Consider the following 26933-nt stretch of genomic DNA (forward strand, 5'->3'; position numbering starts at 1 on the left):
GTGCCGGGAAGGAGATTGGTATGGCGACGAACTTTGACAATCCGTATTCGGCCAACCTGATTGGTCTGTGGGATTTCCGCCCAGGTGCGGAAAACAACGACACCGGCCTGGGGGACGGGATCGCTCAGGATGGCACGCCGGTGAACGGCGCGGATTTCGGTGCGGGCTGGATGTATACCGGCCAGCCCGATCAGCGGATGGACGTCGATGACGGCGATGACGATCAGTTCGATCTGGACGAAGGCTCGCTGATCACCTCGTTCCGCGTCTTCGGCCATCCGGGCGATGGCCCCTATACGGTGGTCAGCCGCGGCGCCGAGGATTCCGGCAATGTCGATGACGGCGCCGGCACCACCCCGGGCGCCGACAGCGGCTATTTCGAAGTGCGCGTCACCAATGACAGCAAGATCGAGGTGCTGCACCGCTCGAACGGGGTCGAAGAGATCCTCAGCACCGGCGCCAACTTCTATAACATCGGCGATATCGTCACCGTCACCTATGCCTGGTCCGACAACGGCCTGGACATGCGCGTGGTGAACGAGACCCAGGGCACCGAGACCACCGTGTCCAGTGACCAGACCGGCATGACGCTGGATGTCACCACCGGCGATGAACAGAGCTTTGCCATCGGCGCCCGCGAGGCGACCGAGGGCGATTTCGACCAGAACTTCTTTGGCGGCGTCGACTATGTGGCGGTGCTGGACAAGCCGGTGATCGGCCAGCCCAACGGGATCGTTGACGGCACCCCGGGCAATGACACCATCGACCTGGGCTATACCGGCGACCCCGAGGGCGACGTGATCGACGGCGGCGACGCGGTCGACCCGACCCATGGTCCAGATGACGATGTGGTCGACGGCGGTGCCGGCGATGACAGCATCGACGCGGGCGAGGGCGACGACACCGTCTATGCCGGCAGCGGCAGCGACACCGTCAATGGCGAGGCGGGCGACGACCTGCTGATCGGCGACGGCAATGCGCCCGGCGGCGGCGCCGGCGGCAGCACCCGCGAGGTGTTCGAATGGTTCCGCGCGCCCGATCCGGACGATGCCAGCGACGTGGATGACGGCGACGATCTGAGCGGCGGCTTCACCCAGAACACCGGCGGCGTCGATGTCTCCTTCTCGGTTCTCAATGCGGACCCGGGTGTCACCACCGTGTTCACGACCGAAGAGCAGTTTGTCGGCAATATCGACAGCAACGGCCCCGATGCCAGCGACGACAGCGCCATGGAATCCGAGCTGAACGGCCAGACCAACACTGCTGGTTACCAGCTGGCGTTCTCGGAGCCGGTCACCAATGTCTCGTTCCGCATCAACGATATCGACGGTGACGGACAGGCGCGGGTGCAGGCCTTTGATGCCGATGGCAACCCGATCACGGTGAACATCGCCGGTGGCCTCAACGTCACCGAAAGCGATACCGATGGTGTCGCGGGCAACGAAACCGCAACCGGCGACGGCGGCTATGCGGGGGCCAACAACTCGAACTATTCGATCCTGGTCACCATTCCGGGGCCGGTCGCACGGCTGACCATCGAACACAGCCAGGACGGCGCGAACCCCAGCGAGATCAGCGTTTCGGATGTCTATTTCGATGTCCCGAATGCAGATACCGGTGTGGACGGCGATGACAGCCTGACCGGCGGTGAGGGCGACGATACGCTGATCGGCCAGGGCGGCGACGACACGCTGACCGGCGGCGACGGCAATGACAGCGTCGATGGCGGCGATGGTGACGACGTGATCGACACCACCGGCAGCCTGTCGGGCAATCTGCCCGACCGCGGCTTCCCCTCGTATAACGGTCTGCCCGCGGTACCGGCGGATCCGGTTGTCGATGACGACCGCGATACCGTCGATGGCGGTGACGGCAATGACGTGATCATGACCGGTGACGACACCGACCTGATCACCGGCGGCGCTGGCAACGACTCGATCGACGGCGGCCTGGATGACGACACCATCGAGGGTGGCGACGGCGCCGACATGATCGTTGGCGGCGAGGGCGCGGACTCGATCCTGGCCGGCAGCGGCGACGACGTGGTCTATGGCGGTCTCGACCCGCGCTTCCCCGACAATCTGAACATCCGCGACGACGGCACCGATGGCCCCGCCGACCCCGAGACCACCAACGGGCTCGATTTTATCGACGGCGGCGAGGGCAACGATACGCTGTATGGTCAGGATGACGACGACACCATCCTGGGCGGCAGCGGCGATGACCTGATCGATGGCGGCATCGACGAGGACAGCATCGAAGGCGGCGACGGCAATGACACCCTGCTGGGGCGTCATGGCGAGGACGAGATCCACGGCGGCAGCGGCGATGACGTGATCCTGGGCGGCACCGAGGCCGACCGTCTGTTCGGCGGCGATGACCGTGACACCATTGGCGCGGGTATCGGCGACACGATCGTGGGGGGCGAAGGCGGCAACGACTTTGACGTGGCCATCGCAACCGGGCTGGCCGTGGTCGACTATGACCCGACCGATCCGACCGGCGAATCCGGCACCATCACCTATTACAACCCCGATCTGACCGTGGCCGGCACCGCCGAATTCTCGGAGATCGAGAATGTGCTGGTGGTCGGCAACCCGGGTGGAAGCCCGACCCCGCCTCCGGGCAGCGGTCCGACGCCTCCGCCCAGCTATGACGGCATTGTTGACGGCACGCCCGGCAACGACACCATCGACCTCGGCTATACCGGCGATCCCGAAGGCGACCTGGTGGATGGCGACGATGCGGTGGCGCCGCTGGTCGACGAACAGGATGTGGTTCTTGCCGGTGACGGCGATGACCTAGTGCGCAGCGGTCTGGACACCGATGTGGTGTTTGCCGGTGACGGCAATGACACCGTCTACGGCGAAGAGGGCGGCGATGCCATCGACGGCGGGGACGGCAACGACTCGCTCGACGGTGGCGCGGGCCGCGACATCGTCTTTGGCGGCGAAGGTGACGATACCCTGTCGGGCAGCAATGAGAACCCCGACGATGGCGGTGACATTCTGGGCGGCGGCTTTGGCGACGACCGGTTTGTCAATGTCGGCCAGGGTGAGGTCATCATCGGCGGCGAAGATGCCGACGGGATGGACGAGGACGTGCTCGACCTGACCAATGCGGCCGTTCCCGGTGGCAGGGTCACCGTCGAATACGACGCGGGTGACCCCGAGGCGGGCATCGTGCGCTACTTCGATGCGGGCGGCGCCGAAACCGGCACGACCACCTTCAGCGAGATCGAAACGGTCATCCTGCCCTGCTTTACCCCGGGCACCAAGATCGCGACCCCCAAGGGCGAGCGTCTGGTCGAGGACCTGGAAGTCGGCGACCGGGTGATCACCCGCGACAACGGCATCCAGGAAATCCGCTGGGTCGGGTCGCGGACGCTGAGCGGTGCCGAACTGGCGCGTGCCGGTCACCTGAACCCGGTGCTGATCCGTCAGGGTGCGCTGGGCGGCGGCCTGCCCGAGCGGGACATGATCGTCAGCCCCAACCACCGGATCCTGGTGGCCAATGACAAGACGGCGCTTTACTTCGAAGAGCGCGAAGTTCTGGTCGCGGCCAAGCACCTGATCGGGCTCGAAGGGGTCGATATCGTCGAGATCTCGGAAGTGACCTATATCCACTTCATGTTCGACCAGCACGAGGTGGTGCTGTCGGACGGGGCCTGGACCGAAAGCTTCCAGCCGGGCGATCTGTCGCTGGCCGGTCTTGCCGATGCGCAGCGCGACGAACTGCTCGAGCTGTTCCCCGAGCTGAAGACCCGCGAAGGTGTCGAGGCCTATGCCGCCGCGCGCCGCTCGCTGAAGAAACACGAAGCCCGCCTGCTGATGTAACAGCGGGCTTCGGCCTCCCCGAATATGCAGCTTGAACCGCGCGGTCTCGGGGCGCGCGGGCAGGGCGGGGCGCGGTTTTCGCGCCCCGCCTATTGCTGTCTGGCGCGCCAGTCCGCCCAGGCCTCGGGCGTGTCCAGATCGGTGCGGGCATGTTGGCCCGGCAGGGGAACCAGCGCCACCCGGTCGGCATGATCCCGTACCAGAGGCTGCGCGCCCTGATCGCCCCTCAGCGCCAAGAGCTGCGGAAACAGGCAGCGGTGGAAGACCACCGGATGTCCCGGCTGCCCATCCTCGGTCGCGCCGCGCCAGATGAGATTTTTCTGCGAAAAATCAACCGCGCGCCTCACGGTGTTCAAGTCACTTTCGGTCAGGTCCGGCAAATCGGCCAGCAGGATCATCGCCGCCGGCGCCTCGGGCGGCAGGGCGGCAACCGCGCGGCGCAGGCTGGCATTCATGCCTTCGGCAGCATCGGGCACCTCGACGATATCAAGCGTCAGGCCCACCAGCGCGCCATGGCGCGGATGCGGGGCGGGTGGCAGCGCGGCGATGACCGGAGCCACAGGAATGGCCCGCAGCGCCGTGCGCCGCAGCAACGGCATGCCGTCGATTTCCTGCATCAGCTTGTCGGCCCCGCCCATGCGGCGGGATTGGCCTGCGGCCAGAAGGAGGATGGGAATTATGTCCATGCCGCCACTCTGGCCGCTGGCGCGCGGCTTGTCACCCGCGCATGCGCGCGCCATCCGCGTCAAAAAGCGGTTGGCTGATCACCCGCGCCCGGCGCATCTGGCCCAGGATCTCGATCTCGACCTCCAGCCCATCGGCGATGCGCTCGACCGGCAGAAAACCCAGCGCGACCGATTTGCCCGCGTGATGCGAATAGCCACCCGATGTGCAGAAGCACACCACCGCGCCGTCCAGCCAGATCGGTTCATAGGCGTTCACATCGGCGTCCTCGGCATCGACCTCGAAGGCACAGAGCCGGCGGGCAGGGCCTGCGGCGCGCTCGGCCTCGGCTGCCGCGCGGCCGATGAAATCGGCGTTCTTCTTGAACGAGATGAACCGGTCTAGCCCGGTTTCGGCGGCGGTGTAGTCGGGTGAGAATTCGCGCAACCACGAGCCAAAGAACTTGTCCAGCCGCAGGCTCATCATCGCGCGCATGCCAAAGGGGATCATGCCATGATCCTGCCCCGCCTGCCACAGGGTCCACCACAGCTGACGCTGTGCCATCGAATCGCAATAGATCTCGTAGCCCAGATCGCCGGTATAGCTGACACGCTGCACGATGCAGTCGGTCATGCCGACCACCATCCGCCGCACATCCATGAAGCGTAGGTTGTCCACGTCGTCGCGGGTGCAGGCGGCCAGTACCGCCCGCGCATTTGGCCCGGCAATCTGGAAGCCGTTGCGTTTGTCGCTGATATTCTCGATAGTTATACCGTCTTCCTGATGCTGCTCGAACCAGCGCATGTGGTAGTCCTGCGAGCCGTATGAGGCGGTCAGCTGGAATTCCGTCTCACCCAGGCAGGAGACGGTGAAATCGCCGATCAGCTTGCCCTTGGCGCTCAGCATCGGGGTCAGCGACAGCCGACCCGTTGCCGGGATGCGGCCTGCCATGATCCGGTCGAGCCAGGCCCGCGCCCCTGGCCCGCTTACCAGGTATTTGCCGAAATTGTGCAACTCGTTGATGCCGACGCCCGCGCGCACGCCCCGCACCTCGCGACCGGTGGCCGCAAACGCATCCGAGCGGCGGAACGAGGGGGTCTCATAGGTCGGCTCGTCGCCTTGGGCAAAGTAGTTGGCGACCTCGAGCCCGAATTGCTGGCCCCAGACTGCGCCCATATCCGAGAAGATATCATACATCGGCGTGGTGCGATTGGGGCGGGCGGCGGGCAGTTCCTCGTTCGGGTAAGAGACGCTGAAGCGTTTCTGATAGTTCTCGATCACCTTGGGCCGGGTATAGCCGGGGCTGATCCAGCGGCCGAACCGGGCCACGTCCATCGCGGTGACATCGCGCTCGGTCTCGCCCTCGATCATCCATTGCGCCAGCATCAGGCCGACACCGCCGCCCTGGCTGAACCCCGCCATCACGCCACAGGCCGACCAATAGTTTCGCAGGCCAGGCACCGGCCCGACCAGAGGGTTGCCATCGGGGGCAAAGGTGAACGGGCCGTGGATCACCGACTTGACCCCGGCGCTGGCCAGGACGGGAAAGCGTTTATACGCAAATTCAATGCTTTCCTCGATCTTGTCAAAGTCGTCGGGCAGCAGTTCGTGGCCAAATTCCCAGGGCGTGCCATCCACTGCCCAGGGCTTGCAGGGCTGTTCATAGAAGCCGATGCACAGCCCGCGCCCCTCTTGGCGCAGATAGCTTTCGCCCGCCGGATCCATCACATGCGGGTGCTCGCTGTCGCGCTCATAGATCTCGGCAATGTCGTCGGTGACGATATACTGATGCTCCATCGGGTGCAGCGGCAGATAGACGCCCGCCATCGCCCCCACCTCGCGCGCCCAGAGGCCACCGGCGTTGACCACATGTTCTGCGTGGATGGTGCCCTTGTCGGTGACCACATCCCATGTTCCGTCCGGGCGCTGGTTGGTCTCGCGCACCATGCAATGGGTTTCGATGGTGGCGCCGCCCATGCGGGCGGCCTTGGCATAGGCATGGGTGGTGCCGGATGGGTCCAGATGCCCGTCAAGCGGGTCGTAGAGCGCGCCGATGATGCCATCCAGATTGGTGATGGGCGCGATCCTGGCAATCTCTTCAGGGCCCACGATCTCGGTCTCCAGCCCCATGAACCGGTGCTTGGCGCGTTCGGCCAGCAGCATGTCGAACCGGTCGCGATTGTCCGCCAGCGTGATGCCGCCCACATGGTGCAGCCCGCAGGACATGCCGGTGATCTCTTCCAGCTCTTTATAAAGCCGGATGGTATAGCCCTGCAGCGCGGCCATGTTGGTATCGCCGTTCAGGGTGTGAAAGCCGCCCGCCGCATGCCAGGTCGAGCCCGAGGTCAGTTCCGAACGCTCGATCAGCATCACGTCCGACCAGCCGAGCTTGGTCAGGTGATAAAGGACGGAACAGCCGACGACACCGCCGCCAATGACGGCCACACGGGTGGTGGTTTTCATTTCAGTCTCCGATACTCTAGGGACAGGTCTGACCTATCAGTCACGGCAGATTTGGGACGTGATCTTGCCGCAAAGCGACGGGATGTGTCGCAAATGAAATCTGTATCGGGTTCGAGAGGGCAATTTGCGAGATAAGTTCCTGAATATCGCCCGGCGCATGCTGCGGCTGCTGTACGTGCGGATCATCCTGATCGCGGCGCTCAGCCTGATGTCGGTGCCGTTGGCGGCACTTTTGGGCGATCTGATCCCGCCCGGTCTGGCCGACCGCATCGGTGCGGCGGCGGTGGACCCGATCCTGGCGACACTGGCGACCAGCATGCTGGCCGTGACCACCTTTTCGCTGACGGTGATGACCGGCGCCCATCGCGCTGCCTGGTCGCAATGGGGGCCGCGCACCCATGTGATCCTCAAGGATGACACCGCCACCCATTCGATCCTTGCGGTGTTTGTCGGCGCATATCTGTTTGCCATGTCGGGCATGGTGCTGCGCCGGACACCGATCTTTGGCGAACAGGAGAGCGTGGCTCTGTTTGCCATGACGATGGTGGTTATCGCGCTGATCGTGGTGTCGATCATCCGCTGGATCGCGCATCTGGAGGATCTGGGCAGTTTCGGCGAGACCCTGGCCCAGGTTGAACGTCGCACCGCGGTGTCCCTGCGCGCCTTGGCGCGGACGCCCTGTTACGGGGCGCATGCGCTGACAGAGGAGATCGCGTTGCCCGAGAATGGGCAGGTGATCGGCGCGCGAGGGCCCGGATATGTACAGCAGATCTTTGTCGAGAGTTTGCAGCAGCTTGCCAGCCAGGCCGAAGGCCGGATCTATGTCACTGTTTCGGTCGGCGATTACGTGCAGGAGGGGCAGGAGCTGGCCCGGTTCGATACCCGCGAGGTGAGCGAAGAGGATGCCTCCGCTGCGCGCCGCGCCTTTGCGATCGAGGGTGCGCGCACATTCGTGCAGGATCCGCTCTTTGGTCTTTCGGTGATGGGCGACATGGCGTGCCGGGCCCTGTCGCCGGGCATCAACGATCCGGCGACCGCCATCACAGTGATCGACCGGTTGTCTTCGCTGCTGTTGCTGGCAGAGCCCGAGAGGGGCGCGCGCGACGCCCCCGATTGCGACCGCATCTGGTTGCGTCCGCTCCCGGCAGAGGCCCTCTTTGCCGAGACCTTCGACCGGATCGCCCGCGACGGTGCTTCGGTGATCGAGGTGCAGCTTGCCGTGCAGCGGGCGCTTGCGGCGGTATCCGCGCGCGCGGAGGGCGCCTTGCTTCAGGCTGCCCGCCGTTCAGCTGCGCGCAGTCTGGCCCGGGGGCTAGAAGGGTTGAGCGGTGCCGAGGATCGCGAACGATTGCAACGCGCTAGTCTCGGCTCTTGAACCGGCTCTGCTGTACCAGCCAGACGGTCAGCAGGGGCGCCAGCACGGTGATCGCGGCCACCGTCATCAGCAGATACCCAAGCTGCGCGTAATCGGCTGGAACCGTCACCGTGCCATCGGCGCCGCGGACCTCGCGGGTGATCTGGAACAGCTGGTTGAGATATTTGGTGCCCAGGCTCGAGGCCGACAGCGCCAGATTGGTGAACGAGGCCATGACGGCAAAGAAGGTCGCCTTGAGGTTCGCGGGCGCATTGCGGGCGATCCAGGCCAGCATGGGGATCATCGCCACCTGGCCCAGCGGCGATTCCACCGCCGTGTTGATCACCGCGATGAAGCGCGCATCGACCACCCCGCCGGTCATCGCCGCGGTCCAGTGATGGACGCCATAGTACAGCCCGATCCCCGGCAGCGACAGCACGCCAGAGGCGAGCGTCAGCAGGATCACGATATCGGCGATGGTCTTCGAGGCGATCAGCGGCCGCAGCACCACCATCCCCACCAGCGTCAGCACCGTGGTGATGAGATAGAGGAGCGACAGGAACTGCTGGTCAAACCCCAGCACGTCGATATCGAACCAGGTGGCCCCGGCGCCGTTCAGCGGCACCGCGCGGAACACGAAGACGATGATGGCGGTGCCGATCAGCGCCCGCGCCTGGGCGCGATCCAGATTACGCACCAGTTGCCGCATCAGGGTCAGCACGATGGCCATCGACCCGGCGAACACGATCTCTTGCGAAAACGGCAAGTCCAATAGCCCGACTGTCAGCGTCATCGCGACAAAGATCGCGCCGCCGGTGAAATACCAGTGGTTCAGCCGCACCTTCTCGCCCTCGGGGTCGAATGTGGCCAGTGCGCGCACCCGGTCCATGCCTTGTGCGATCAGCCGCGCGATGGCCTGTCGTTTCTGCCAGGCAGCCAGCAGAACGCCCGAGATCGAGATACAGGGAATAAGCAAGGCCAGCGCGTAGATACGGCCATAAGCGGCGGCCTTTTCGGCGGGTGACAGCGCCTCGATCCCGTCGAACAGAATGATGTTCAGAGCGGCAACGGCGCTGGCGCCGCCGATCAGGGCAAAGCGCCCCAGCGTCTGCATGGTGGTGTGCTGGGCGCGCTGCACTTCGGGTGGCAGCTCGGCGCCTTGTGCGTCGTGGCGCGGCACCGCCTCGACCGACATGGCATCGGCCACCGCGTCTTGCACCACGTATCCGCAGGGGGCCAGGATCACCGCCAATACGTACCAGGCGGTCACCGACATGATGGCGGGCATCCAGTCTGCGCGGGTGGCCAGCCCGTACATGATGGCGAAACTGGCCGCGATCAGCGCCGCGCCCAGATAGATCAGCCAGGCCTTCCAGCGCCAGATCAGGTCGACCAGATGGCCCAGCGGCATCTTCAGCGCCCAGGGCAGCCCGGCCCAGAACGCCAGCCCGGCGATGAAGGCCGCCGAGACATCCAGGTATTCCTTGACGAAGAACGTGCCCACCACCGCCGTCAGCCCCTGCGCGCCGGCGGCGAAATAGACCATCAGCGGCGGCAGGAACGACCAGCGCATCTGCCGGCCCAGATCCAGGATGACCGCGTCGAACCAGCCCCAGATCCGGACCGCGCGGCTCATAGCGGGCGGATCTTGAGCCCGGTGATCCGGTTGCCCTCGCGGCCCGTCACCTCGAACCGGAAGCCGTGAAAGGCAAAGACCTGCCCCACGGTCGGGATCATCTGTGCCTCGTGAATGACCAGCCCGGCGACCGTATTGGCCTCGTCATCGGGCAGCGACCAGTCCATCGCCCGGTTCACGTCGCGGATGGTCATGGCGCCATCGACCAGGAACTGGCCATCGTCGCTGCGGGTCACCGGCATCTCGGCGGCGGGGTCGAATTCGTCGGTGATCTCGCCCACGATCTCTTCCAGGATATCCTCGAGCGTGATCAGCCCCCGCAGCGAGCCATACTCGTCCACCACCAGCGCGAAATGGCTGCGCATGCGCAGAAAGGCGCGCATCTGGTCGTCCAGCGTGGTGGTCTCGGGCACGAAATAGGGGGCGTTCGCAACCCGGCTGATGTCGAAATCCTTGAGCCGCGCGGTATGGCCCTCGCTGCCGCCGACCTGCGCATACATGGCGCGGAACAGGTCCTTGGCATGGACCACGCCGATGATGTTCTCGGGCTCGCCGCGATAGACGGGCAGGCGGGTATGGGGGCTTTGCAGGCAGTGTTCCAGAATGGTCTCGGGCTCGGCATCGGCGTCCAGCATCACGATGTTCGAGCGATGCAGCATGATTTCCTCGACCGTGCGCTCGGCCAGGTCAAGCGCGCCCAGGATGCGGTCGCGGTCCTCTTTTTCGACCACGCCTTCGGAATGGCCGAGATAGAGCGCGCCCGCGATCTCTTCGCGCACCGCCATGATGTGGCTGTCGGGGTCGATGCGCACGCCAAACAGCCGCAGCACCCCGCGCACCAAGAGCCGGACCAAGGCCACCACTGGCGAAAACACCATGACCACCACGCCGATGATCGGCGCCACTGCGGCGGCGGCCTTTTCGGAATTGGTGATGGCATAGGTCTTGGGCAGCACCTCGGCAAAGATCAGCACCAGAAGTGTCATCACCAGCGTCGCCAGCGCCACGCCGCTTTCACCAAAGGCACGGGTGAACAAGGCGGTGGCCAGCGAGGCCGCAAGGATATTGACCAGGTTGTTGCCCAGCAGGACCGAGCCGATCAGCCGCTCGTTGTCATCGGTGATGGCCAGCGCCTTCTGGGCACCCTTCGATCCCTTGTCGGCCTGGCTGCGCAGCTTGCCGCGCGAGGCGGCGGTCAGCGCGGTCTCGGACCCCGAAAAGAAGCCGGAGAGAATGAGCAGGAGCAGGATCGCGCCGGTTGTGATCCAGAAGGCGCTGTCGAGCGCGGGGGCTGAGGGGTCCATCGGTCCTGAAAACTTGTTTCGCTGTCATCCGTTATGGGGTCGGCGGGGGGCACGATCAAGGGCTCACTCGGTTTCGGGCTTGTCACCGCGGGCCAGCGGGTGGTGATCGAGCACCAGTTCGGTCAGCCGCGCGTCCAGAACATGGGTGTATATCTCGGTGGTCGAGACATCGGCATGGCCCAGCAGGGTCTGGATGGTGCGCAGATCGGCGCCATTGGCCAGCAGATGGGTGGCAAAGGCGTGGCGCAGAGTATGGGGGGTGACCGTGTCGGGCGAGACCCCGCCTGCAACCGCCAGTTCCTTGATCAGCAGATAGAACCGGTGCCGGGTCAGATGGCCAGATTTCCCGCGCGAAGGGAACAGATGCGGCGAGCGGGCGATGCCGCGCCGGGCGCCGTCCTCTTCGGCGGCGTCGCGCACCGTCAGCCAGGCCGCCAGCGCGGCGCGCGCGGGCGGGGACAATGGAACCATGCGTTCCTTGCCGCCCTTGCCGCGCACCAGCAGCATGCGCGGATCGCCCCGCGCCGCTGTTGCCGGCAGCGAGACCAGCTCGCTCACCCGCATGCCGGTGGCATAGAGCAGTTCCATCAGGCAGGTATTGCGCAGCCGGTCGGCGCTGGTGCGGCCGGTCTGGCGGGCGGCCTCGAGCAGGCGGTCGACCTCGATCACCTCAAGCGTCTTGGGCAGCGATTTCAGCCGCCCGGGCCCCTTGATCTGGATGGCGGGATTGTCGGCGCGCCAGCCCTCGTCAAAGGCAAAGCGATAAAGCTGCTTGATCGCCGACAGCCGCCGCGCCCGGGTCGCGCGTGCCAGCCCCTGCGCGTCGCAATCGACCAGATAGGCCTCGACCGTGTCGCGCTCGGCCCCGTTCAGCGTGGCGCCGCGCCGCTCCAGCCAGTCGGTGAAATCCTTCAGGTCGCGGCCATAGGCCAGCAGCGTGTTGTTGGCAGCCCCCAGTTCCGCCGCCTGCGCATCGAGAAAGGTCGAGATCCATTGATGGGGATGGGTGGGGGCGGCGGGCATCGCTCAGCTCCGCGTCAGCAGCATCAGCTGCAACGCGGCGCGCCGCGCGGTGTCTTCCAGCCCGACACGGCGGAACAGTGCCAGCGCCACGCCCAGATCGTCATGATTGCCGGTGGCGCCGCTGCCGAACCGGTCCATCGCCTCGAGGATGGCCTCGCCCAGATGGCCGCCGTTCAGCATCGCCTCCATCTCGGGGGGCAGGGCGGTGTCGCTGTCGAACCCGTCGGCAATGGCCCCGGCCTGGGGCGTCGGAGGCGTGACGGTGCGCGGAACTCCGCGTGCGAGAGCGGCAAGAAAGGCAACATCCGCTCCGGTACCCGCCGGGGTCAGGGCCGCTTCTTCGTAGCCGGGCGACAATAGCCGGATGCGCCAGGCCAGCGCCGCCGCCTGCGGCGCGTCGAGCGCGGGCAGTGCATCGGCGAAAAGCTGGGCAAAGGGTACTTCGAGCCGCGCCTGCCGCATCGCCGCCCAGGCGTGGGGCAGGGTCTTGGCCACCGCATCGGCGCTGCCGCTTTGCAGGGCGGTCTCGAACCGCTGCACCGCTTCGACCCGGTCCCAGATGCCGCCCGAGGCGGCCGGGCTGCGCTGGGTATAAAGACCCAGCAGCTGATTGGGCGTCAGAGCGCCGATGCGGGTCAGCCGTTCGGCCGCCTCGAGCTGGGCCTTCCAGCCCGCCAGATCACGCAGGTCGGCATTGGCAAAGGCACGCGGCAGGCCGGCGGTGTTCAGCGGCTCGCCGATTGCCTCGAACAGGCGGAAGGTCAGCGGATCGGGGCGCGCGGGTGCGGCAGGCGGTGGCAGATCCTCGAAGATCTCGGGGCTGAGGAACCGGTCGAGCAGCGCCAGCGTCGCTTGGGGCAGCAGCTCCAGCGCATGGGCGGTTTCCAGCGTCAGCGCCGCCGAGGTCCAGTCGCCCCGCCGCGCGGTGCAAAAGATCAACGCGCCGTAATCGGTGGCCAGATGCGGGCTGGCGGCCAGCGCGGCGCAGCTGCTGTCCTCGTCCCCGGTCAGCAGGGTCGCATCGAACCAGCGCCGGAACCGCTCTTGCGAGGCGGTCGGGCCGGCCAGCTGGATCAGCGCCTGCGCCGGGTCCACCGCGCCCAGCTGCATCAGCCGATCCACCCGCGCCAGCAGCACGGTCTCGGCGGCCTGACGGCTGGCATAGGGGGGGCGGGTTTCGGACAAGAGCAGCGTATAGAGCAGGGTCTGCATCGCCGGGTTGTCGCGCACCGGTACCCGCATCAGCCGTTCGGCCAGCAAGACCGGGTCGCTGCCCTGCCACAGGTCCAGCGGCAGGCCGGTCACCTTGGTCGAGACCAGCCCCAGCGGTACCGGCAGCGCCTCGAGCGGGGTGACCTCGATCTGCGGGGTCAGTCCGCTTTCGGTCACCGGCGGTTCCAGCAGCACGGTGCCGGGCAGGGTTTCGGGCGCCGGGTTGGCCAGCCAGTCGATCACCGACAGCGGCGCCTGCTGGGCGAGGCCCGCAACCGGCAGGCACACGAGAAATGCCGCCAGCCTGACGCGTTTCGGGATAGACCTGTCCCTAGTCCGCATCCAGAACCACCGGCAGGCGCTGTTCGGTCTGCGGAGCCGAGAAATCGACCCCGAAGAACGGGCCCAGATACGCGTATCCAATCAGCCCGATCGCGGCGAGACAGATGATGTAGACCAGGAATTTGATCAGACGACCCATGATTTCACACTGCCTCTTTCATTCTTTTGCCCAAGTTATAACTGGCCTTTTTCACAAGATCACGTCATTCAGAGGACAATGAGCAAAATTGAGCATAACTCGGCCAAAACAATAGATGGTGGCGCTGCCGCGCTGCACAAGACCGTCGTCATGGTTGGCATGATGGGGGCGGGTAAAACCGCCGTGGGCCGGGCCCTGGCACAGCGTCTGGGCGTGCCCTTTCTGGACAGCGACGCCGAGATCGAAAGCGCCGCAAACATGTCGATCCCCGAGATTTTCGAGCGTGATGGCGAGGCGTTCTTTCGCGACCGCGAAAGCCGGGTCATCGCCCGCCTGCTCGAGGGCGCGCCCTGTGTGCTCTCCACCGGCGGCGGCGCCTTTCTGGCCGAGGCGAATCGCCGGATGATTTCCGAACATGGCGTGTCGGTCTGGCTCAAGGCCGATCTGACGGTGCTGTGGAACCGGGTCCGGCACAAGGACACCCGCCCGCTGCTGCGCACCGCCGATCCGCGTGCGACCTTGCGCGCGCTTTATGAGGCGCGGGTGCCGCTTTATTCCGAGGCCGATCTCTGCGTGATTTCCGATGGCGAGACCTCGATCGAGCAGATGGTTGACCGGGTGATCGCGGCGCTGGCAACGCGCAAGGATGTATTGGAACTGAGCTGACATGATGAAGACGGTGCATGTGGCGCTGGGGGCGCGCAGCTATGATGTGGAAATCGGGCCGGGCCTGATTGCCGAGGCGGGCGCGCGGATCGCGCCCCTGCTGGCGCGCAAGCGGGTTGCGGTGCTGACCGACGAGACGGTGGCCGCCCTGCATCTGGAAGCGCTGCGCGAAGGGCTGGCCGCTGGCGGTGTCACGATGGAGGCGCTGGCGCTGCCGCCGGGCGAATCCACCAAGGGCTGGCCGCAGTTCGAACGCGCCGCCGACTGGCTGCTGGACCAGAAGGTCGAGCGCCGCGATGTGGTGGTGGCCTTTGGCGGCGGGGTAATCGGCGATCTGGCGGGCTTTGCCGCCGCCGTGCTGCGCCGGGGGGTGCGGTTCGTGCAGATCCCGACCTCGCTTCTGGCGCAGGTGGACAGTTCGGTGGGCGGCAAGACCGGTATCAATGCGTCCCACGGCAAGAACCTGATCGGCGCCTTTCACCAGCCCTCGCTGGTGCTGGCCGATACTGCGGTGCTGGGCACGCTGACGGCGCGCGATTTCCTCGCTGGCTATGGCGAGGTGGTGAAATACGGGCTGCTGGGCGATGCGGCGTTTTTTGACTGGCTCGAAGGGCAGGGCCCGGCGCTGGCGGCAGGCGACATGGCCGCCCGGGTCGAGGCGGTGACCCGTTCGGTGCAGATGAAGGCCGATATCGTCGCCCGCGACGAGACCGAACAGGGCGACCGGGCGCTGTTGAATCTGGGCCATACCTTCTGTCACGCGCTCGAGGCGGCGACCGGCTATTCCGACCGGCTGTTGCATGGCGAGGGGGTGGCGATCGGCTGTGCGCTGGCATTCGAACTGTCGGCGCGGCTGGGCCTGTGTTCGCAAGAGGACCCAAGCCGGGTGCGCGCGCATCTCAAGGCGATGGGGATGAAGACCGATCTGACCGATATCCCCGGCGATCTGCCGACAGCCGATGTGCTGGTCGACCTGATGGCACAGGACAAGAAGGTGGTGGACGGGCAGTTGCGCTTTATCCTGGCGCGCGGCATCGGTCAGGCCTTTGTCACCTCGGACGTCCCGCGCGAGGCGGTGCTGACTGTACTTGAGGATGCGCTGGCAAGTTGCTGAAAAGGGGCGTTTACCGCCCTTGAATCACCATCAGCTCACCCACGTTCTCGCGGGTGACATAGCCCAGCATTCGCCCGTCGGCCGAGGTGACGGCCACCGCGGGCGCCCCCTGATAAAGCGCGTCCAGCACCGTCTCCAGCCCGCTGGCTAGCGGCACCTGCGGGATCTCGCGATCCATCACCGTTTCCGCTGGATCCGAGCGCGGATGATCCGCCGCCAGCGCCGCGAACAGCCGTGCCCGTGTCACGAATCCCAACAGATGCCCCTCGCCATCCAGCACCGGGAATTCGTGCTGGGTGGTGTGCAGCACCGCCTGCGCGGCGGTGGCCAGCGTGTCGGTCGGGCCAAGCGCTTCGAACCGGGTGATCATCGCGTCGCGCGCCAGCAGGCGGCGGGTCACCGCGCGCATGGCGACATCCTGCGCCTCCGCATTGGCGGCGATAAAGACAAAGACCGCGATCAGCACCAATACCGGATTGCCGCCGCTGAGACCGGCAAAGCCGAAGAGCAGCGCCACCAGCTGCCCGGCGGCGGCGGCGATGCGGGTGGCGCGCACCCGGTCCATCGTCAGGCTGAGCGCGGCGCGCAGCACCCGCCCCCCATCCATCGGAAAGGCCGGGATCAGGTTGAACACCGCCAGGAACAGGTTGACCATCGCCAGCCGGCCCAGGAAATCGGGCTCGGCGCTGTCGATGGCGGCCAGCGTTTCGAACCGAGTGTCGACGCCGACAAGGGTGAGTGCCGCCCAGATCGCCACATTCACCGCTGGACCAGCCAGAGCCACGACGATTTCCTGCCCGGGTTTTTCGGGCATCCGGTCCAGCCGGGCCAGCCCGCCAATGGGCAGCAGCGTGATATCGGGGGTACGGATGCCGTATCGGCGCGCGGTCAGGGCGTGACCGTATTCATGCGCCACCACACAGGCAAACAGGGCCAGCACAAAGGCGGTGTTCTCCACCGCGCTGGGCCAGCCGCCCATCTGATAGGCCGAAACGCCGATCCAGCCGATGAGCAGAAAGAAGGTGACATGGACCTTCAGTTCCGAGCCGAAAAGGCGGCCGAGCGTGAAGGACCATGTCATGATATGTCTCCGGTCTTAGAACGGGATCTCGTCGTCGTCGATGCCGCCCGATGCGGGGCCGCGTCCGCGTCCACCCCCGCTGCTGCTGCCGCCACCCGAGGGGCCGCCGCCATAGGGATCGCCCGCCGGGCCGCTGTCGTAACCGCCGCCATAGCTGTCGCCGCCGCCCTGACCGCCGCCAAAGCCGCCGCCACCGCCGCCTTCGCCGCGCCCGTCGAGCATCACCAGCGTTGCGCCAAACCCCTGCAGCACCACCTCGGTGGAATAGCGGTCCTGGCCGGACTGGTCCTGCCATTTGCGCGTCTGCAACTGGCCCTCCAGATAGACCTTGGACCCTTTGCGCAGATATTGTTCGGCAACGCGGACCAGACCTTCGCTGAAGATGGCGACCGAATGCCATTCGGTCCGTTCGCGCCGCTCACCCGTATTGCGATCCTTCCAGTTTTCCGAGGTGGCAATGCGCAGGTTGCACACCTTGCCCCCGTTCTGAAATGTCCGCACCTCGGGGTCGCGGCCCAGATTTCCCACCAGAATGACTTTATTGACCGAGCCAGCCATGGGTTCCCCGTCTCCTGTTCTTGTTGCATCTTGTCTTGTGATCGGCCCGAATCTCGCCGACCCGTCCCGACAGACCCTACACGCGCGTGCGGGCAGAGGGAAACCGCTAGCAAGGTTTTGCCGGTTCAACCGGCCCGCGCGGGCAGGGTTTTCTTCGCCGTCAAACCGGCTATAGTCCCGCGCGAGGGGTTAGGGACAGGTTCATACCGATGCGCAGGCTCTTTTCCGGTTTCATCGCGGCGGCGGTTGCCGTCACCGCCATGCCTGCGGGTGCGGACATGTTCTCGACCAAGAACCGGCGCGACCTGTTCCAGAAACAGGCGCGGCTGCTCGATACACGGGGCGCCAGCCAGTACGAAAGCTCGACCCGCCTGCAACCGCCCACCGCCCAGACCACGCCGACCCGGCGCTATGCCGGCAAGTACAAGGGCGAATATCTGCAAATGGCCCGCGATGCGGCCCGGCGCCACAATATCCCCGAGGATCTGTTCCTGCGGCTGGTGCAGCAGGAAAGCGGCTGGAACCCGCATGCCAAATCGCACAAGGGCGCGCTGGGACTTGCCCAGCTTATGCCGGGCACCGCGCGGGCGCTGGGGGTCGATCCGGGCGATCCGTACGAGAACCTCGATGGCGGCGCCCGCTATCTGTCGCGGCAATACCGCAAGTTCAAATCCTGGCGCCTGGCGCTGGCGGCCTATAACGCCGGCCCCGAAGCGGTCGAGAAATACGGCGATGTTCCGCCTTATGAAGAGACCAAGAACTACGTCAAGGTGATCTGGGGCAGCTGATCGGGCCGCTCCGGCTCGGAAACCGCTCTTTACCGGGCATTCGATCTGGTCCCGCTGGGAGGCAGTTTCGAGACCTTAAGGTGCTGGCATTATGTTTGGCGGGCCTCATCCCAGTGGTTCCAGTTGGCCAAAGGGTAACCACTCATCGGGTGAATTTCGGAAGACGCCAAGCTCGCAGATCACGACAAACAGGAGTGATATAGATGCTGGTTGACGGTCTTTCCGCGTTGGTTACTGGTGGGGCTTCCGGGTTGGGACTGGCCGTGGCCGAGGCTTTGACAAATGCCGGCGCCAAGGTCGCCTTTCTGGACCTGAATGAAGAGAAGGTGTCACAGGTGGCCGATCAGATCGGCGGCGTTGGTATCGCGTGCGACGTTTCCGACCCGGGTGCAGTGTCCGACGCATGGGCAATAGCCTGCGGGCACAACGGGCAGATCCTCATCGATGTGAACTGCGCAGGTATTCCAGGTGGTATGCGGTTTGTTGGGCGTGACGGTCCGGTGGATATGGCCACCTTTGCTCGGGTCATCGCTGCCGACTTCATAGAAGCGGTCGGCGTCAAGACAAAGGACGCGGCCCGAATGATGGCGCTGGTGCCTTTGACCGAGAGCGGCGAGCGCGGGATCATCCGCCTCGATCCGGGCCTTCGGCTTCAGCTGCGATAGGTCTCGCGGTTTCGCCTGTTTTCCGGGTCGCTCTCAGCCGTTTCGATCAACCAGTCCCGGAATTTCTGGGCGTCGGGATGATCGCGACCCGTTTCTGGCGAGATAAGGTAAAAGGCTTCCTGCAAGGGCGCTTCGATATTGAATGGCTCGACAAGGCGGCCTCGCTCGATCTCGATGCCGAGCATCGAGGACCGGGCCAAAGCCACCCCGCCACCGCGCGATGCAAACTCGAATGCCAACAGCGAGGTGTCGAATTGCAGCCCCTGACCTGAATTGATGCCACTGACCTTTGCATACCTGAACCATTCGGCCCAGCCTTCCTCATAGCCAAGCACATGCAGGAGCCGGTGGTGGGCAAGGTCCGCCGGCTTTCTGATCGCATGTTCGCCTTCCAGAAGGGATGGTGCGCAAACGGGCTTGATCACTTCCCAGGTCAGTCGATCAGCCTTGTAGCCCGGCCAGCGCCCCGTTCCGTACTGGATGTCGAGGTCAAAACGCTCGTTGTCAAACTGGTCGCCCCAGACGCTGGACACCAGACGGACCTCGGTTTCAGGATGACGGTCAAAGAAACCCTGCAGCCGGGGTGCGATCCAGTTGACGGAATATCCGACCGGCGCGCGCACCGTCAGCACCTCGGAGCGCCGGAGACCGAAAACCTCTTCGGTGCCCGCCGCCAGACGTTCGAAACCGTCGCGGACCTTGGGCAGATAGGCCGCGCCGACCTTGGTCAGCACAAGGCTGCGGGGTTTGCGCTCGAACAGGGGTTCGCGCAGGTAGTGCTCCAGCAGTTTCACCTGCTTGCTGATCGCGGCCTGGGTCAGGTTCAGCTCCTGGGCGGCATTGGTGAAACTCAGATGCCGCGCCGATGCCTCGAAGGCGCGCAGCCAGGTCAGATGGGGAAGGCGTCGGGTGCTCATGGCCAACTCATGCATGAATATTGTTTGGTTATAGGGTGATTATAGGTCGCTTGAAAGCCTTGGTGGAACAGGCGCAGGATAGGGCCGGACGCTACCGGAGGTGCCGCCTTGCCGATCGACAGCAAACAGGGTTTCGACCCGCAGCGCCTGCGGCGCATCTCGAACTGGATGGAGGCCCATGTCCGCGAGGGGCGGCTGAGCGGTCTGGCCGTCCAGATCGCAAGACGGGGGGAAATCGCATTTTCCGAACGCAGGGGGTATGCCGATACGGCGACGCGCCAACCGGTCGCCCCCGATACGATCTGGCGCATCTATTCGATGACCAAGCCGGTCACCTCTCTCGCCCTGTTGATGCTTTACGAGGAAGGCGCGTTCCAGCTGGATCAGCCGGTTGCCGATTTCCTGCCGGCTTTCTGCGATCCCCGGGTCTGGAAGGGGCCGGGCCATGCGCTGGACGCGACCGAGCCGGCGCGACGCCAGATCACCATCCATGACCTGCTGACCCATCAGGCCGGTATCATCTATGGCGACCGGCAGGGGAACGCTCTGGAACAGGCCCTTTCGGCAGCCGGGCTCGATTTCGACCGTGATCTTGTCACCATGGGGCAGGCCGTCGATGCGCTGGCCGGGTTTCCGCTGGCCTTTCATCCGGGCGAGCGCTGGTTCTATGGCCTGTCGACCGATGTTCTGGGCCATCTGGTCGAGGTCATCAGCGGGCAACCGCTTGGCGCCTTTCTGAAGACCCGAATCCTTGACCCTCTCGGCATGAAAGACACCGGGTTTTCGGTGCCTGCGGACAAGGCCAGCCGGGTGGCCACGCTCTATGACCACAGCTCCGGGGGCTTTATCCCATCGGCGAACCAGGACCGTTGCCTTGCGCCGGTGACGCTTGAGAGCGGCGGGGGTGGGCTGGTGTCGACGATGGCGGATTACCAGCGTTTTGCGACGATGCTGCTCGGACGCGGTGCCTTTGACGGGGGCAGGCTGCTTGGCCGCAAGACCTTTGATCTGATGGTGTCGAACCACATGGGCGGCGATCTGGCCAGCCGGGGGCAGGCGCATTTCAGCGAAACCACATTCGAGGGGATCGGGTTCGGCCTTGGCGTGTCGGTGATGCTGGACCCGGCGCGGGCAATGATCGTCGGCTCGCCGGGCGAGTTCGCCTGGGGCGGCATGGCCTCGACGGCCTTCTGGGTGGACCCGGTCGAGGACATGACCGTGATCCTGATGACCCAGTTGATCCCATCCAGCGCTTATACGCTGCGCCGTCAGCTTCGTGTGCTGAGTTACCAGGCGCTGGTTTGAGCGCGCGCGCGGCCCCTTAGGCCATGACCAGCGCGATGACCCCCACAAGGATCAGGCTCGCCGCCCAGACGAGATCGAGGTTGAACCAGCTTTTCGACAGGAACTTCAACCCCAGCCAGCGATAGACGCCAAAGGCCAGCGCGCCGCCAGCCGTCATCATGGCAAGGCTGTGCAGCAGCGCCACCCCAAGGGCAACCGTGGTGTTCGAGGTCATCAGCACACTGGCGGCGGCATGGCCTGCGTCGGTTTCGATGGTCTTGCAGATGCCAAGGTAGATTGGCACCAGCATCAGCCCCGCACCATGGGCTAGGGCCGCAAGGAACGACCAAAGCGCCAGCTGGGTTGGCCGGACTCGGGCCAGAAACCGGGGGTGGCGGCGATTGATGGTCAGGTAGATACCGAGAGCGATGACCAGAAGCGCCGCCCCGATCTGGATCTGGCGCTGGTAGTCGACCAGCCACAAGAGCACGGTGAACGGCAGCAGGATCGCCAGCATCGACAGCAGATGCCCGCCGGCCAAAGCCGCCAGCGCTCGCCAGAGGCGGCCGGGTTTGCGTTCCATCAGCGCGGCAGAGACGGCCAAGGGCCAGCCCATGCCGGGGTTCAACCCGTGATACACTCCGGAAAAAACGACGGCCCACCACAGGGCCGCCGTTGATGTTGCAGGTTCCACGCCTCAGACGGAGGGGTAGCAGAAACTGTCGGTGGAGCAGTCTCCGCCTTCGAGCCGGATCTGGTGGCTGCGATAGCCTGCGGGGAAGTCCACCCAGAAGTCCTTGTCCAGCGTGAGCCCGCCATTTTCGCCCACATTGGCCATGACCATGGCCGCACCCCGGTCGCCGGGATAGAACTGTTCGTCCCAGGTAGAGTAGAGCGAATTGGTCCAGTAGACGCGCTTGCCGTCGCGGCTGATCTCAACCATCTGCGGGCCATAACCAAAGGTCTTGCCATTGGGGTGAGGGGTCTTCTTGACGATGCCGCCGATCTCGACCTTGCCGGTCAGAACCGGGTTCATCGGGTCCGAGACATCGTATTGATGCATCTCGCCCAGACCCCAGCAGGCGACGTAGAGGTACTTGTCGTCCAGGCTCAGGTCGATATCCGTTACCAGCGGCGGGCAGGCGCCAAACCCCTTGAGCAGATCGGGCAGGTCATCGGCATCCGCCGGAACCGGGTCGATGGTGATGGTCTTTTTCGCCTCGAACGTGCCATCGTCCTTTTGCCACCAGGTAAAGATCGCCCCTTGCAGATTGGTAGTATCCACCACCACGCCGCAGAAGCCATAGTCCTTGGACGGGTCATGGGCAGGGCGGATCTCCAGCGCCATCTGGTGATTGGCGCCAAGGTCGATGGTCTGCACGTTCTTGCGGTCGCGCAGCTTCCAGAAGTGGATCTTGTGGCCGTATTTGTTGGACAGCAGATCCTCGGGCACGATGCCGTTTTCGAACTGCGGCGGCAGGCCCCATTCCGAGCTGACCATGTAATCGCGCGGCAGGTTCCACCAGAAATCGTAATGCTTGGTCTGCTCGCCGCGGTCCATTTCGTAGCGGCCGAGGATTTCGAAGGTTTCGCAATCGAGGATAAAGATACCCGGAGGGCCGTCGGTGCCGTCTTCGCCGCCGCCGCCCAGGGTCGAGACATAGATGCCTTCGGGGCCGCAGTGGATGGTGTGCGGGCGCGAATAGCCGGTCTTGGCAAAGACTTCCTCGGGCTCGATGATCTTGTGAATCTTGGCCTTGAGCGGTTCCTTGACGTCGACGATATAGATCCGCGACGACCGGATGCCGGGGATGATCAGGTAGCGGCGTTCCAGAAAGGCGTGGCCGGTCAGGGGGGAAAGAGCCGAGGAGCAGGCGTTCCAGCCGAAATGGTGAAACTCGTCGCCCTTGTTGGGCATGATCAACTGGTGAACGATCTGTCCGAATTTCTCCGAGGTCGGATCAACGTCGACGACAGCCAAGCCGTCGGGTTTTGACGCATCGGGGCTGAGCATCAGAGTGAAGGCCAGTTTCTCGACCGGCCCCTCCATGGCCAGCTTGGCCGACGGATAAAATGTCGGATCGGGTCTCAAGGTCATGGTATTTCCTCCCGTTTGTATTGTTATATCAATATATTATCGTAACTTCCTTAAGTCTGTTTCTGGGCATCCCAGGCTTGTGCTCAGGAGTTGTCTTTGCGGCCCGTGCCGCCGACCCTATCACGAAAGCCGGTTCGGGTCAGCCGTTTGGTCAAGGCAGTTTGGCCTCCTCCAGATGACACGCGATGGTCAGCCCGCCCGGCAGGTCGCGGGGGGGCGGTGTGATCCTGTCGCAGGTGCCGGCAATCACATGAGTGCACCGATTGGCAAAGGGACAGCCCCTTGCCCCGATGACGACGCTGCCGGCGCTGGCGGCCTTGGCCTCGCCGGTATCGGCGACGCCCTCCAGCCAGCCCTGTCGCATCTCGGGGACCGAGGAGAGCAGCAGTTTGGTGTAAGGGTGAAAGGGCGGGCTGAAGACGGCTTTTGACGGTCCCTTTTCGACCACCCGCCCGGCATATAGAACCACCACCTCGTCGGCGAATGACGCAACGGTCGAAAGGTCGTGGCTGATGAACATGTAGGCGACGCCCAACTTGTCCTTGAGCGATTTCAGAAGTTGGATCACGCCCGCCGCAACGACGGTATCGAGCGCCGACGTGACCTCGTCACAAAGGATCACCTTGGGGTCCGCGGCCAACGCGCGCGCCAGGTTGATCCGCTGCTTCTGCCCGCCCGACAATTCGCCCGGGAAGCGCGAGGCAAAGCTGCGCGGCAGGTCGACAAGTTCCAGCAGGTCACCCACCTTGTCCGCGCGCGCGCGCCCCTTGAGCCCCTGATAGAACTCCAGCGGGCGGCCCAGGATGTCTCCGATCCGCTGGCGCGGGTTCAGCGCCGTGTCGGCCATCTGGAACACGATCTGGCAGTCCCTGAGCGTATCGCGGGGGCGGTCCTTGACGCTGGGCGCGGCGATCTTGCCATCGAGCTTGATCTCGCCCTCCCGCAAGGGTGTCAGGCCGGCGACGACGCGCGCCAGCGTACTTTTCCCGCAGCCGCTTTCACCGATCACGCCGACGACCGAGGCGGCGGGCACATCGACCGACACATCCGACAGAATGGTCAGCGCCCCGTAGCCTGTCGTGATGCTTCGCACGGAAATAACAGGCGCTTGAGCCGCGCTTGCGTCAACGTGGTCGACCAGATGCGGCGCGGGCCGGACGGCATCCATCAGGGTACGGGTGTACTCGTGCTGCGGGTCATGCAGGATCTGGGCGGTCGGTCCTTCCTCGACCATTTCACCGTTTTTCAGCACAAGAATTCGGTCTGCCACCTGCGCCACGACCGCCAGATCGTGAGTGACATAGATTGCCGCCGTACCCTGATCGCGGATGATGTCCTTGAAGGCTTTCAGCACCTCGATCTGTGTGGTCACATCCAGCGCCGTTGTCGGCTCGTCCAGGATCAGCAGGTCTGGCCCGCAGGACATGGCCATTGCCGCCATCAGGCGTTGCAACTGCCCGCCCGAGACCTGATGCGGGAACTTGTCGCCCACGGTTTCGGGGTTGGGCAGATCCAGCTTGCGGTATAGATCGACGGCGGTGGCGGTCAGGGTCGCGGCATCGCCCGCGCCATGCCAAAGCGGCGCCTCGATCACCTGCCTGCCGATCCGCAGCGCGGGGTTGAAGCTGGCCGCCGCCGATTGCGCGACATAAGATACTTCGTCACCGCGCAGTGCGTGGCGGTTGTGCGGAGACAGTTTCATGATGTCCCGCCCGTTCAGCCAGATCTCGCCGCCCGAGATGCGGCAGCCGGGACGGGCAAAGCCCATCGAGGCCAGCGAGATCGTGGATTTTCCCGACCCGCTTTCGCCGATCAGGGCCAGCACCTCGCCCTTGGCCACGTTCAGTGACACGTTCTTGACGATCGGGACGTAAGCGCCACCGGGCGGGCGCCCCTCGACGCGCAGGTTCTTGATGGTCAGGATGTCGCTCATTGGTCGATCTTCTCCAGAACGGTTTCACCTTGCTGGCGCTGCTGGAACCAGTCGACAAGCAGGTTCATGGCCACGGTCAGCGAGGCGATACAGGCGGCGGGGATCAGCGCGGCAGAAGAGCCGAGGAACAGCCCGCCCACGTTTTCCTGCACCATCAACCCCCAGTCGGCGGCGGGTTCCTGAACGCCCAGTCCCAGGAAAGACAGACCCGACAGGAACAGGATCGAGAAGGTGAAGCGCAGGCCGAATTCGGCGATCAGCGGGGCCATGGAGTTTGGCAGGATCTCGCGCGTCAGGATCCACCAGGTGCCTTCGCCCCTTGCGCGTGCCGCCTCGACAAAATCCATCACACCGATGTCATAGCCAAGCGCGCGCGACACCCGGAAGACACTGGTCGACAGGACCAGTCCGACAGTCAGCACCAGAACCGTGATCGAGGTGCCGAATGCGCCGATCACCACCAGTGCCAAGAGGGTCGAGGGGAAGGCCATGAAGGCCTCGACGATGCGGCTGACCACGATGTCGAACCAGCCCTTGAGGATCGCGGCGGCAAAGCCCAGCGTCACCCCGAAGGTAAAGGAAATGACCGTCGTGATCAGCGCAAGCAATAGCGTCGTGCGCACGCCGTAGATCAGGCGCGAGAAGACGTCGCGCCCCAGTTTGTCCGTCCCCAACAACCCGCCTTCGCCGATTGGAGCAAAGGTCGTGCCCGAGATGATCTCGGCCTCGCCATGCGGGGCGATCCATGGTCCGAACAGGGCAAGGATCAGCCAGAACAGCAGGACGGACCCCGCAAGAACGGCCGTCCAGGTCAGGCGCAGGCCCGCAAAGACCGAGGCGCGCGGTTTGGCAATTTCGGTTGCATCGCTCATTTCGGGTACCTCAGGCGCGGATTGGCCATGATGGACAGGACATCGGCCAGCAGGTTCAACAGGATGTAGACGGCGCCAAAGATCATGGCGCAGGCCTGGATCAGCGGGATGTCCCGCAGCGTGACGCCATCGACCAGCAGACGGGTCAGACCTGGCACGCCAAACACGGTTTCGACGATGATCACGCCCGAGACCATGTAGCTGAGGTTCAGGGCGATTACGGTCAGGATCGGGGACAGCGCATTGGGCAGCGCGTGCAGCACCACAAGGCGGCGTTTCGGCAGGCCCTTGAGCGCGGCCATCTCCATGTAGGGAGATGTAAAGATGTTGATCACCGAGGAGCGCGTCATCCGCATCATATGCGCCAGCACCGCAAAGCTGAGCGTGGCAACGGGCAGGGCCAGCGCGCGGAAGTTCTGCCAGAAGTCGAAATAGGGCCGGGTGTTGGCCGAGGCCGAGAACCATTTCAACTCGACTGCAAAGACCTTCATCAGGATGAGGCCGATAAAGAACTCGGGCACCGCGATCAGCGCGAGCGTGGTCATGGCCAGGGTCTTGTCGACCTTGCCACCGGCGCGCATCGCCGACCAGAGACCCAGCGCCAGCGACAGCGGAACCGAGATCGCCGCCGCCAGCAGCGCCAGTCGAAGCGTGTTCCACATCCGGCTTTCGATCATGTCGGCCACCGGCCGCTTGGTCGCAAGCGAGGTGCCCAGATCGCCCTGCACCATCCCGCCCAGCCAGTCGAAATAGCGCACGATCGCGGGGCGGTTCAGGCCCATCTCCTCGCGCAGCGCGGCCAGCGCCTCGTCCGTGCGGCTTTGTCCCAGGATCGCTTCGGCCACGTCGCCGGGAAGGATCTCGGTCGCGCCGAAAATGATGATGGATGCCAAGAGCAAGGTCAGCAAACCCTGCGCCAGGCGCGTCAGTATGATGCGATACACCTCGTTCCTCCCTCAAGGCTGATCGCAGTTTCGGGGCAAGC

The 26933-nt window shown here is 64.8% G+C and carries 22 protein-coding genes; 7 read left to right on the plus strand and 15 right to left on the minus strand.

The window, feature by feature from the left end; genetic code table 11:
• Positions 1 to 20: 20 nt before the first annotated feature.
• Complete coding sequence (locus tag SPO_RS08270; RefSeq protein WP_011047363.1) at positions 21 to 3836, plus strand: Hint domain-containing protein; 3816 nt, start codon at positions 21 to 23, stop codon at positions 3834 to 3836.
• Positions 3837 to 3925: 89 nt separating this feature from the next.
• Here SPO_RS08270 and SPO_RS08275 read toward each other — a convergent pair whose 3' ends face one another.
• Both SPO_RS08275 and SPO_RS08280 read right to left on the minus strand, forming a co-directional pair.
• Positions 3926 to 4522 carry a nucleotidyltransferase family protein gene (locus tag SPO_RS08275; RefSeq protein WP_011047364.1) on the minus strand — a complete coding sequence of 199 codons (597 nt, stop codon included), beginning with the start codon at positions 4520 to 4522 and terminating at the stop codon, positions 3926 to 3928.
• Between the two features lie 31 nt (positions 4523 to 4553).
• On the minus strand, positions 4554 to 6962 hold the full coding sequence (locus SPO_RS08280; protein ID WP_011047365.1) for a GcvT family protein: 2409 nt from the start codon (positions 6960 to 6962) through the stop codon (positions 4554 to 4556).
• A gap of 157 nt (positions 6963 to 7119) precedes the next feature.
• On the opposite strand from SPO_RS08280, the gene SPO_RS08285 reads away from it, so the two are divergent.
• Complete coding sequence (locus SPO_RS08285; RefSeq protein ID WP_051420337.1) at positions 7120 to 8337, plus strand: DUF2254 domain-containing protein; 1218 nt, start codon at positions 7120 to 7122, stop codon at positions 8335 to 8337.
• Here the strand turns inward: SPO_RS08285 and SPO_RS08290 are convergent.
• From SPO_RS08290 to SPO_RS23195, 5 genes are all read right to left on the minus strand, one after another.
• A complete protein-coding gene (locus tag SPO_RS08290) occupies positions 8321 to 9952 on the minus strand; it encodes a membrane protein (protein ID WP_011047367.1) in 1632 nt (543 codons plus the stop codon). The genes SPO_RS08285 and SPO_RS08290 overlap by 17 nt on opposite strands.
• Positions 9949 to 11256 (minus strand): HlyC/CorC family transporter, encoded by a 1308-nt coding sequence (locus tag SPO_RS08295; protein WP_011047368.1) that lies wholly within the window; start codon positions 11254 to 11256, stop codon positions 9949 to 9951. The genes SPO_RS08290 and SPO_RS08295 overlap by 4 nt, the downstream gene beginning before the upstream one ends.
• Before the next feature lie 63 nt (positions 11257 to 11319).
• Positions 11320 to 12279: a tyrosine recombinase gene (locus tag SPO_RS08300; protein WP_011047369.1), complete on the minus strand. Its 960-nt coding sequence runs from the start codon at positions 12277 to 12279 to the stop codon at positions 11320 to 11322.
• Positions 12280 to 12282: 3 nt separating this feature from the next.
• The gene (locus tag SPO_RS08305; RefSeq protein WP_051420338.1) at positions 12283 to 13833 is read right to left on the minus strand and encodes a hypothetical protein; all 1551 of its coding nucleotides are present in this window, start codon (positions 13831 to 13833) and stop codon (positions 12283 to 12285) included.
• Positions 13823 to 13972 (minus strand): hypothetical protein, encoded by a 150-nt coding sequence (locus SPO_RS23195; protein ID WP_193385775.1) that lies wholly within the window; start codon positions 13970 to 13972, stop codon positions 13823 to 13825. The genes SPO_RS08305 and SPO_RS23195 overlap by 11 nt, the downstream gene beginning before the upstream one ends.
• A gap of 78 nt (positions 13973 to 14050) precedes the next feature.
• Between SPO_RS23195 and SPO_RS08310 the strand changes: the two genes are divergently transcribed.
• Positions 14051 to 14638 (plus strand): shikimate kinase, encoded by a 588-nt coding sequence (locus SPO_RS08310; protein ID WP_011047371.1) that lies wholly within the window; start codon positions 14051 to 14053, stop codon positions 14636 to 14638.
• A gap of 1 nt (position 14639) precedes the next feature.
• On the plus strand, positions 14640 to 15752 hold the full coding sequence (aroB, locus tag SPO_RS08315; protein ID WP_011047372.1) for a 3-dehydroquinate synthase: 1113 nt from the start codon (positions 14640 to 14642) through the stop codon (positions 15750 to 15752).
• Positions 15753 to 15762: 10 nt separating this feature from the next.
• On the opposite strand, the gene SPO_RS08320 is transcribed toward aroB, so the two are convergent.
• Together SPO_RS08320 and ssb are read right to left on the minus strand one after the other, a co-directional pair.
• A complete protein-coding gene (locus tag SPO_RS08320) occupies positions 15763 to 16833 on the minus strand; it encodes a site-2 protease family protein (RefSeq protein ID WP_011047373.1) in 1071 nt (356 codons plus the stop codon).
• A 15-nt stretch (positions 16834 to 16848) separates the two neighbouring features.
• Positions 16849 to 17391, minus strand: a complete 543-nt coding sequence (ssb, locus tag SPO_RS08325; protein ID WP_011047374.1) for a single-stranded DNA-binding protein — start codon at positions 17389 to 17391, stop codon at positions 16849 to 16851.
• A gap of 209 nt (positions 17392 to 17600) precedes the next feature.
• Between ssb and SPO_RS08330 the strand changes: the two genes are divergently transcribed.
• Positions 17601 to 18179, plus strand: a complete 579-nt coding sequence (locus tag SPO_RS08330; protein ID WP_011047375.1) for a lytic transglycosylase domain-containing protein — start codon at positions 17601 to 17603, stop codon at positions 18177 to 18179.
• A gap of 203 nt (positions 18180 to 18382) precedes the next feature.
• Positions 18383 to 18844 (plus strand): SDR family NAD(P)-dependent oxidoreductase, encoded by a 462-nt coding sequence (locus SPO_RS08335; protein WP_011047376.1) that lies wholly within the window; start codon positions 18383 to 18385, stop codon positions 18842 to 18844.
• Here SPO_RS08335 and gcvA read toward each other — a convergent pair.
• Positions 18832 to 19761, minus strand: a complete 930-nt coding sequence (gcvA, locus tag SPO_RS08340) for a transcriptional regulator GcvA (RefSeq protein WP_011047377.1) — start codon at positions 19759 to 19761, stop codon at positions 18832 to 18834. The genes SPO_RS08335 and gcvA overlap by 13 nt on opposite strands.
• Before the next feature lie 108 nt (positions 19762 to 19869).
• Here gcvA and SPO_RS08345 point away from each other — a divergent pair, with 108 nt between their 5' ends.
• Positions 19870 to 21066 carry a serine hydrolase domain-containing protein gene (locus SPO_RS08345; RefSeq protein ID WP_011047378.1) on the plus strand — a complete coding sequence of 399 codons (1197 nt, stop codon included), beginning with the start codon at positions 19870 to 19872 and terminating at the stop codon, positions 21064 to 21066.
• A gap of 16 nt (positions 21067 to 21082) precedes the next feature.
• Here the strand turns inward: SPO_RS08345 and SPO_RS08350 are convergent, their stop codons facing one another.
• From SPO_RS08350 to SPO_RS08370, 5 genes are all read right to left on the minus strand, one after another.
• Positions 21083 to 21661, minus strand: a complete 579-nt coding sequence (locus tag SPO_RS08350) for a hypothetical protein (RefSeq protein WP_011047379.1) — start codon at positions 21659 to 21661, stop codon at positions 21083 to 21085.
• A gap of 81 nt (positions 21662 to 21742) precedes the next feature.
• Positions 21743 to 23143 (minus strand): selenium-binding protein SBP56-related protein, encoded by a 1401-nt coding sequence (locus SPO_RS08355; protein ID WP_011047380.1) that lies wholly within the window; start codon positions 23141 to 23143, stop codon positions 21743 to 21745.
• A 151-nt stretch (positions 23144 to 23294) separates the two neighbouring features.
• The gene (locus SPO_RS08360; RefSeq protein WP_011047381.1) at positions 23295 to 25076 is read right to left on the minus strand and encodes an ABC transporter ATP-binding protein; all 1782 of its coding nucleotides are present in this window, start codon (positions 25074 to 25076) and stop codon (positions 23295 to 23297) included.
• A complete protein-coding gene (locus tag SPO_RS08365) occupies positions 25073 to 25948 on the minus strand; it encodes an ABC transporter permease (protein WP_011047382.1) in 876 nt (291 codons plus the stop codon). Before SPO_RS08365 ends, SPO_RS08360 begins: the two co-directional genes overlap by 4 nt.
• Positions 25945 to 26892 (minus strand): ABC transporter permease, encoded by a 948-nt coding sequence (locus SPO_RS08370; RefSeq protein ID WP_011047383.1) that lies wholly within the window; start codon positions 26890 to 26892, stop codon positions 25945 to 25947. The genes SPO_RS08365 and SPO_RS08370 overlap by 4 nt, the downstream gene beginning before the upstream one ends.
• Positions 26893 to 26933 lie beyond the last annotated feature (41 nt).

Origin of the sequence: Ruegeria pomeroyi DSS-3 (assembly GCF_000011965.2) — a bacterium.
GTDB classification, from domain to species: Bacteria; Pseudomonadota; Alphaproteobacteria; order Rhodobacterales; family Rhodobacteraceae; genus Ruegeria_B; species Ruegeria_B pomeroyi.

What these genes read in the sequence shown, in the direction of transcription:
- SPO_RS08270 (WP_011047363.1), top strand. Translation starts at nt 21, where the DNA reads ATGGCGACGAACTTTGACAATCCGTATTCGGCCAACCTGATTGGTCTG.
- SPO_RS08275 (WP_011047364.1), bottom strand. Translation starts at nt 4,522, where the DNA reads ATGGACATAATTCCCATCCTCCTTCTGGCCGCAGGCCAATCCCGCCGC.
- SPO_RS08280 (WP_011047365.1), bottom strand. Translation starts at nt 6,962, where the DNA reads ATGAAAACCACCACCCGTGTGGCCGTCATTGGCGGCGGTGTCGTCGGC.
- SPO_RS08285 (WP_051420337.1), top strand. Translation starts at nt 7,120, where the DNA reads ATGCTGCGGCTGCTGTACGTGCGGATCATCCTGATCGCGGCGCTCAGC.
- SPO_RS08290 (WP_011047367.1), bottom strand. Translation starts at nt 9,952, where the DNA reads ATGAGCCGCGCGGTCCGGATCTGGGGCTGGTTCGACGCGGTCATCCTG.
- SPO_RS08295 (WP_011047368.1), bottom strand. Translation starts at nt 11,256, where the DNA reads ATGGACCCCTCAGCCCCCGCGCTCGACAGCGCCTTCTGGATCACAACC.
- SPO_RS08300 (WP_011047369.1), bottom strand. Translation starts at nt 12,279, where the DNA reads ATGCCCGCCGCCCCCACCCATCCCCATCAATGGATCTCGACCTTTCTC.
- SPO_RS08305 (WP_051420338.1), bottom strand. Translation starts at nt 13,833, where the DNA reads ATGCGGACTAGGGACAGGTCTATCCCGAAACGCGTCAGGCTGGCGGCA.
- SPO_RS23195 (WP_193385775.1), bottom strand. Translation starts at nt 13,972, where the DNA reads ATGGGTCGTCTGATCAAATTCCTGGTCTACATCATCTGTCTCGCCGCG.
- SPO_RS08310 (WP_011047371.1), top strand. Translation starts at nt 14,051, where the DNA reads ATGAGCAAAATTGAGCATAACTCGGCCAAAACAATAGATGGTGGCGCT.
- aroB (WP_011047372.1), top strand. Translation starts at nt 14,640, where the DNA reads ATGATGAAGACGGTGCATGTGGCGCTGGGGGCGCGCAGCTATGATGTG.
- SPO_RS08320 (WP_011047373.1), bottom strand. Translation starts at nt 16,833, where the DNA reads ATGACATGGTCCTTCACGCTCGGCCGCCTTTTCGGCTCGGAACTGAAG.
- ssb (WP_011047374.1), bottom strand. Translation starts at nt 17,391, where the DNA reads ATGGCTGGCTCGGTCAATAAAGTCATTCTGGTGGGAAATCTGGGCCGC.
- SPO_RS08330 (WP_011047375.1), top strand. Translation starts at nt 17,601, where the DNA reads ATGCGCAGGCTCTTTTCCGGTTTCATCGCGGCGGCGGTTGCCGTCACC.
- SPO_RS08335 (WP_011047376.1), top strand. Translation starts at nt 18,383, where the DNA reads ATGCTGGTTGACGGTCTTTCCGCGTTGGTTACTGGTGGGGCTTCCGGG.
- gcvA (WP_011047377.1), bottom strand. Translation starts at nt 19,761, where the DNA reads ATGAGCACCCGACGCCTTCCCCATCTGACCTGGCTGCGCGCCTTCGAG.
- SPO_RS08350 (WP_011047379.1), bottom strand. Translation starts at nt 21,661, where the DNA reads ATGGGCTGGCCCTTGGCCGTCTCTGCCGCGCTGATGGAACGCAAACCC.
- SPO_RS08355 (WP_011047380.1), bottom strand. Translation starts at nt 23,143, where the DNA reads ATGACCTTGAGACCCGATCCGACATTTTATCCGTCGGCCAAGCTGGCC.
- SPO_RS08360 (WP_011047381.1), bottom strand. Translation starts at nt 25,076, where the DNA reads ATGAGCGACATCCTGACCATCAAGAACCTGCGCGTCGAGGGGCGCCCG.
- SPO_RS08365 (WP_011047382.1), bottom strand. Translation starts at nt 25,948, where the DNA reads ATGAGCGATGCAACCGAAATTGCCAAACCGCGCGCCTCGGTCTTTGCG.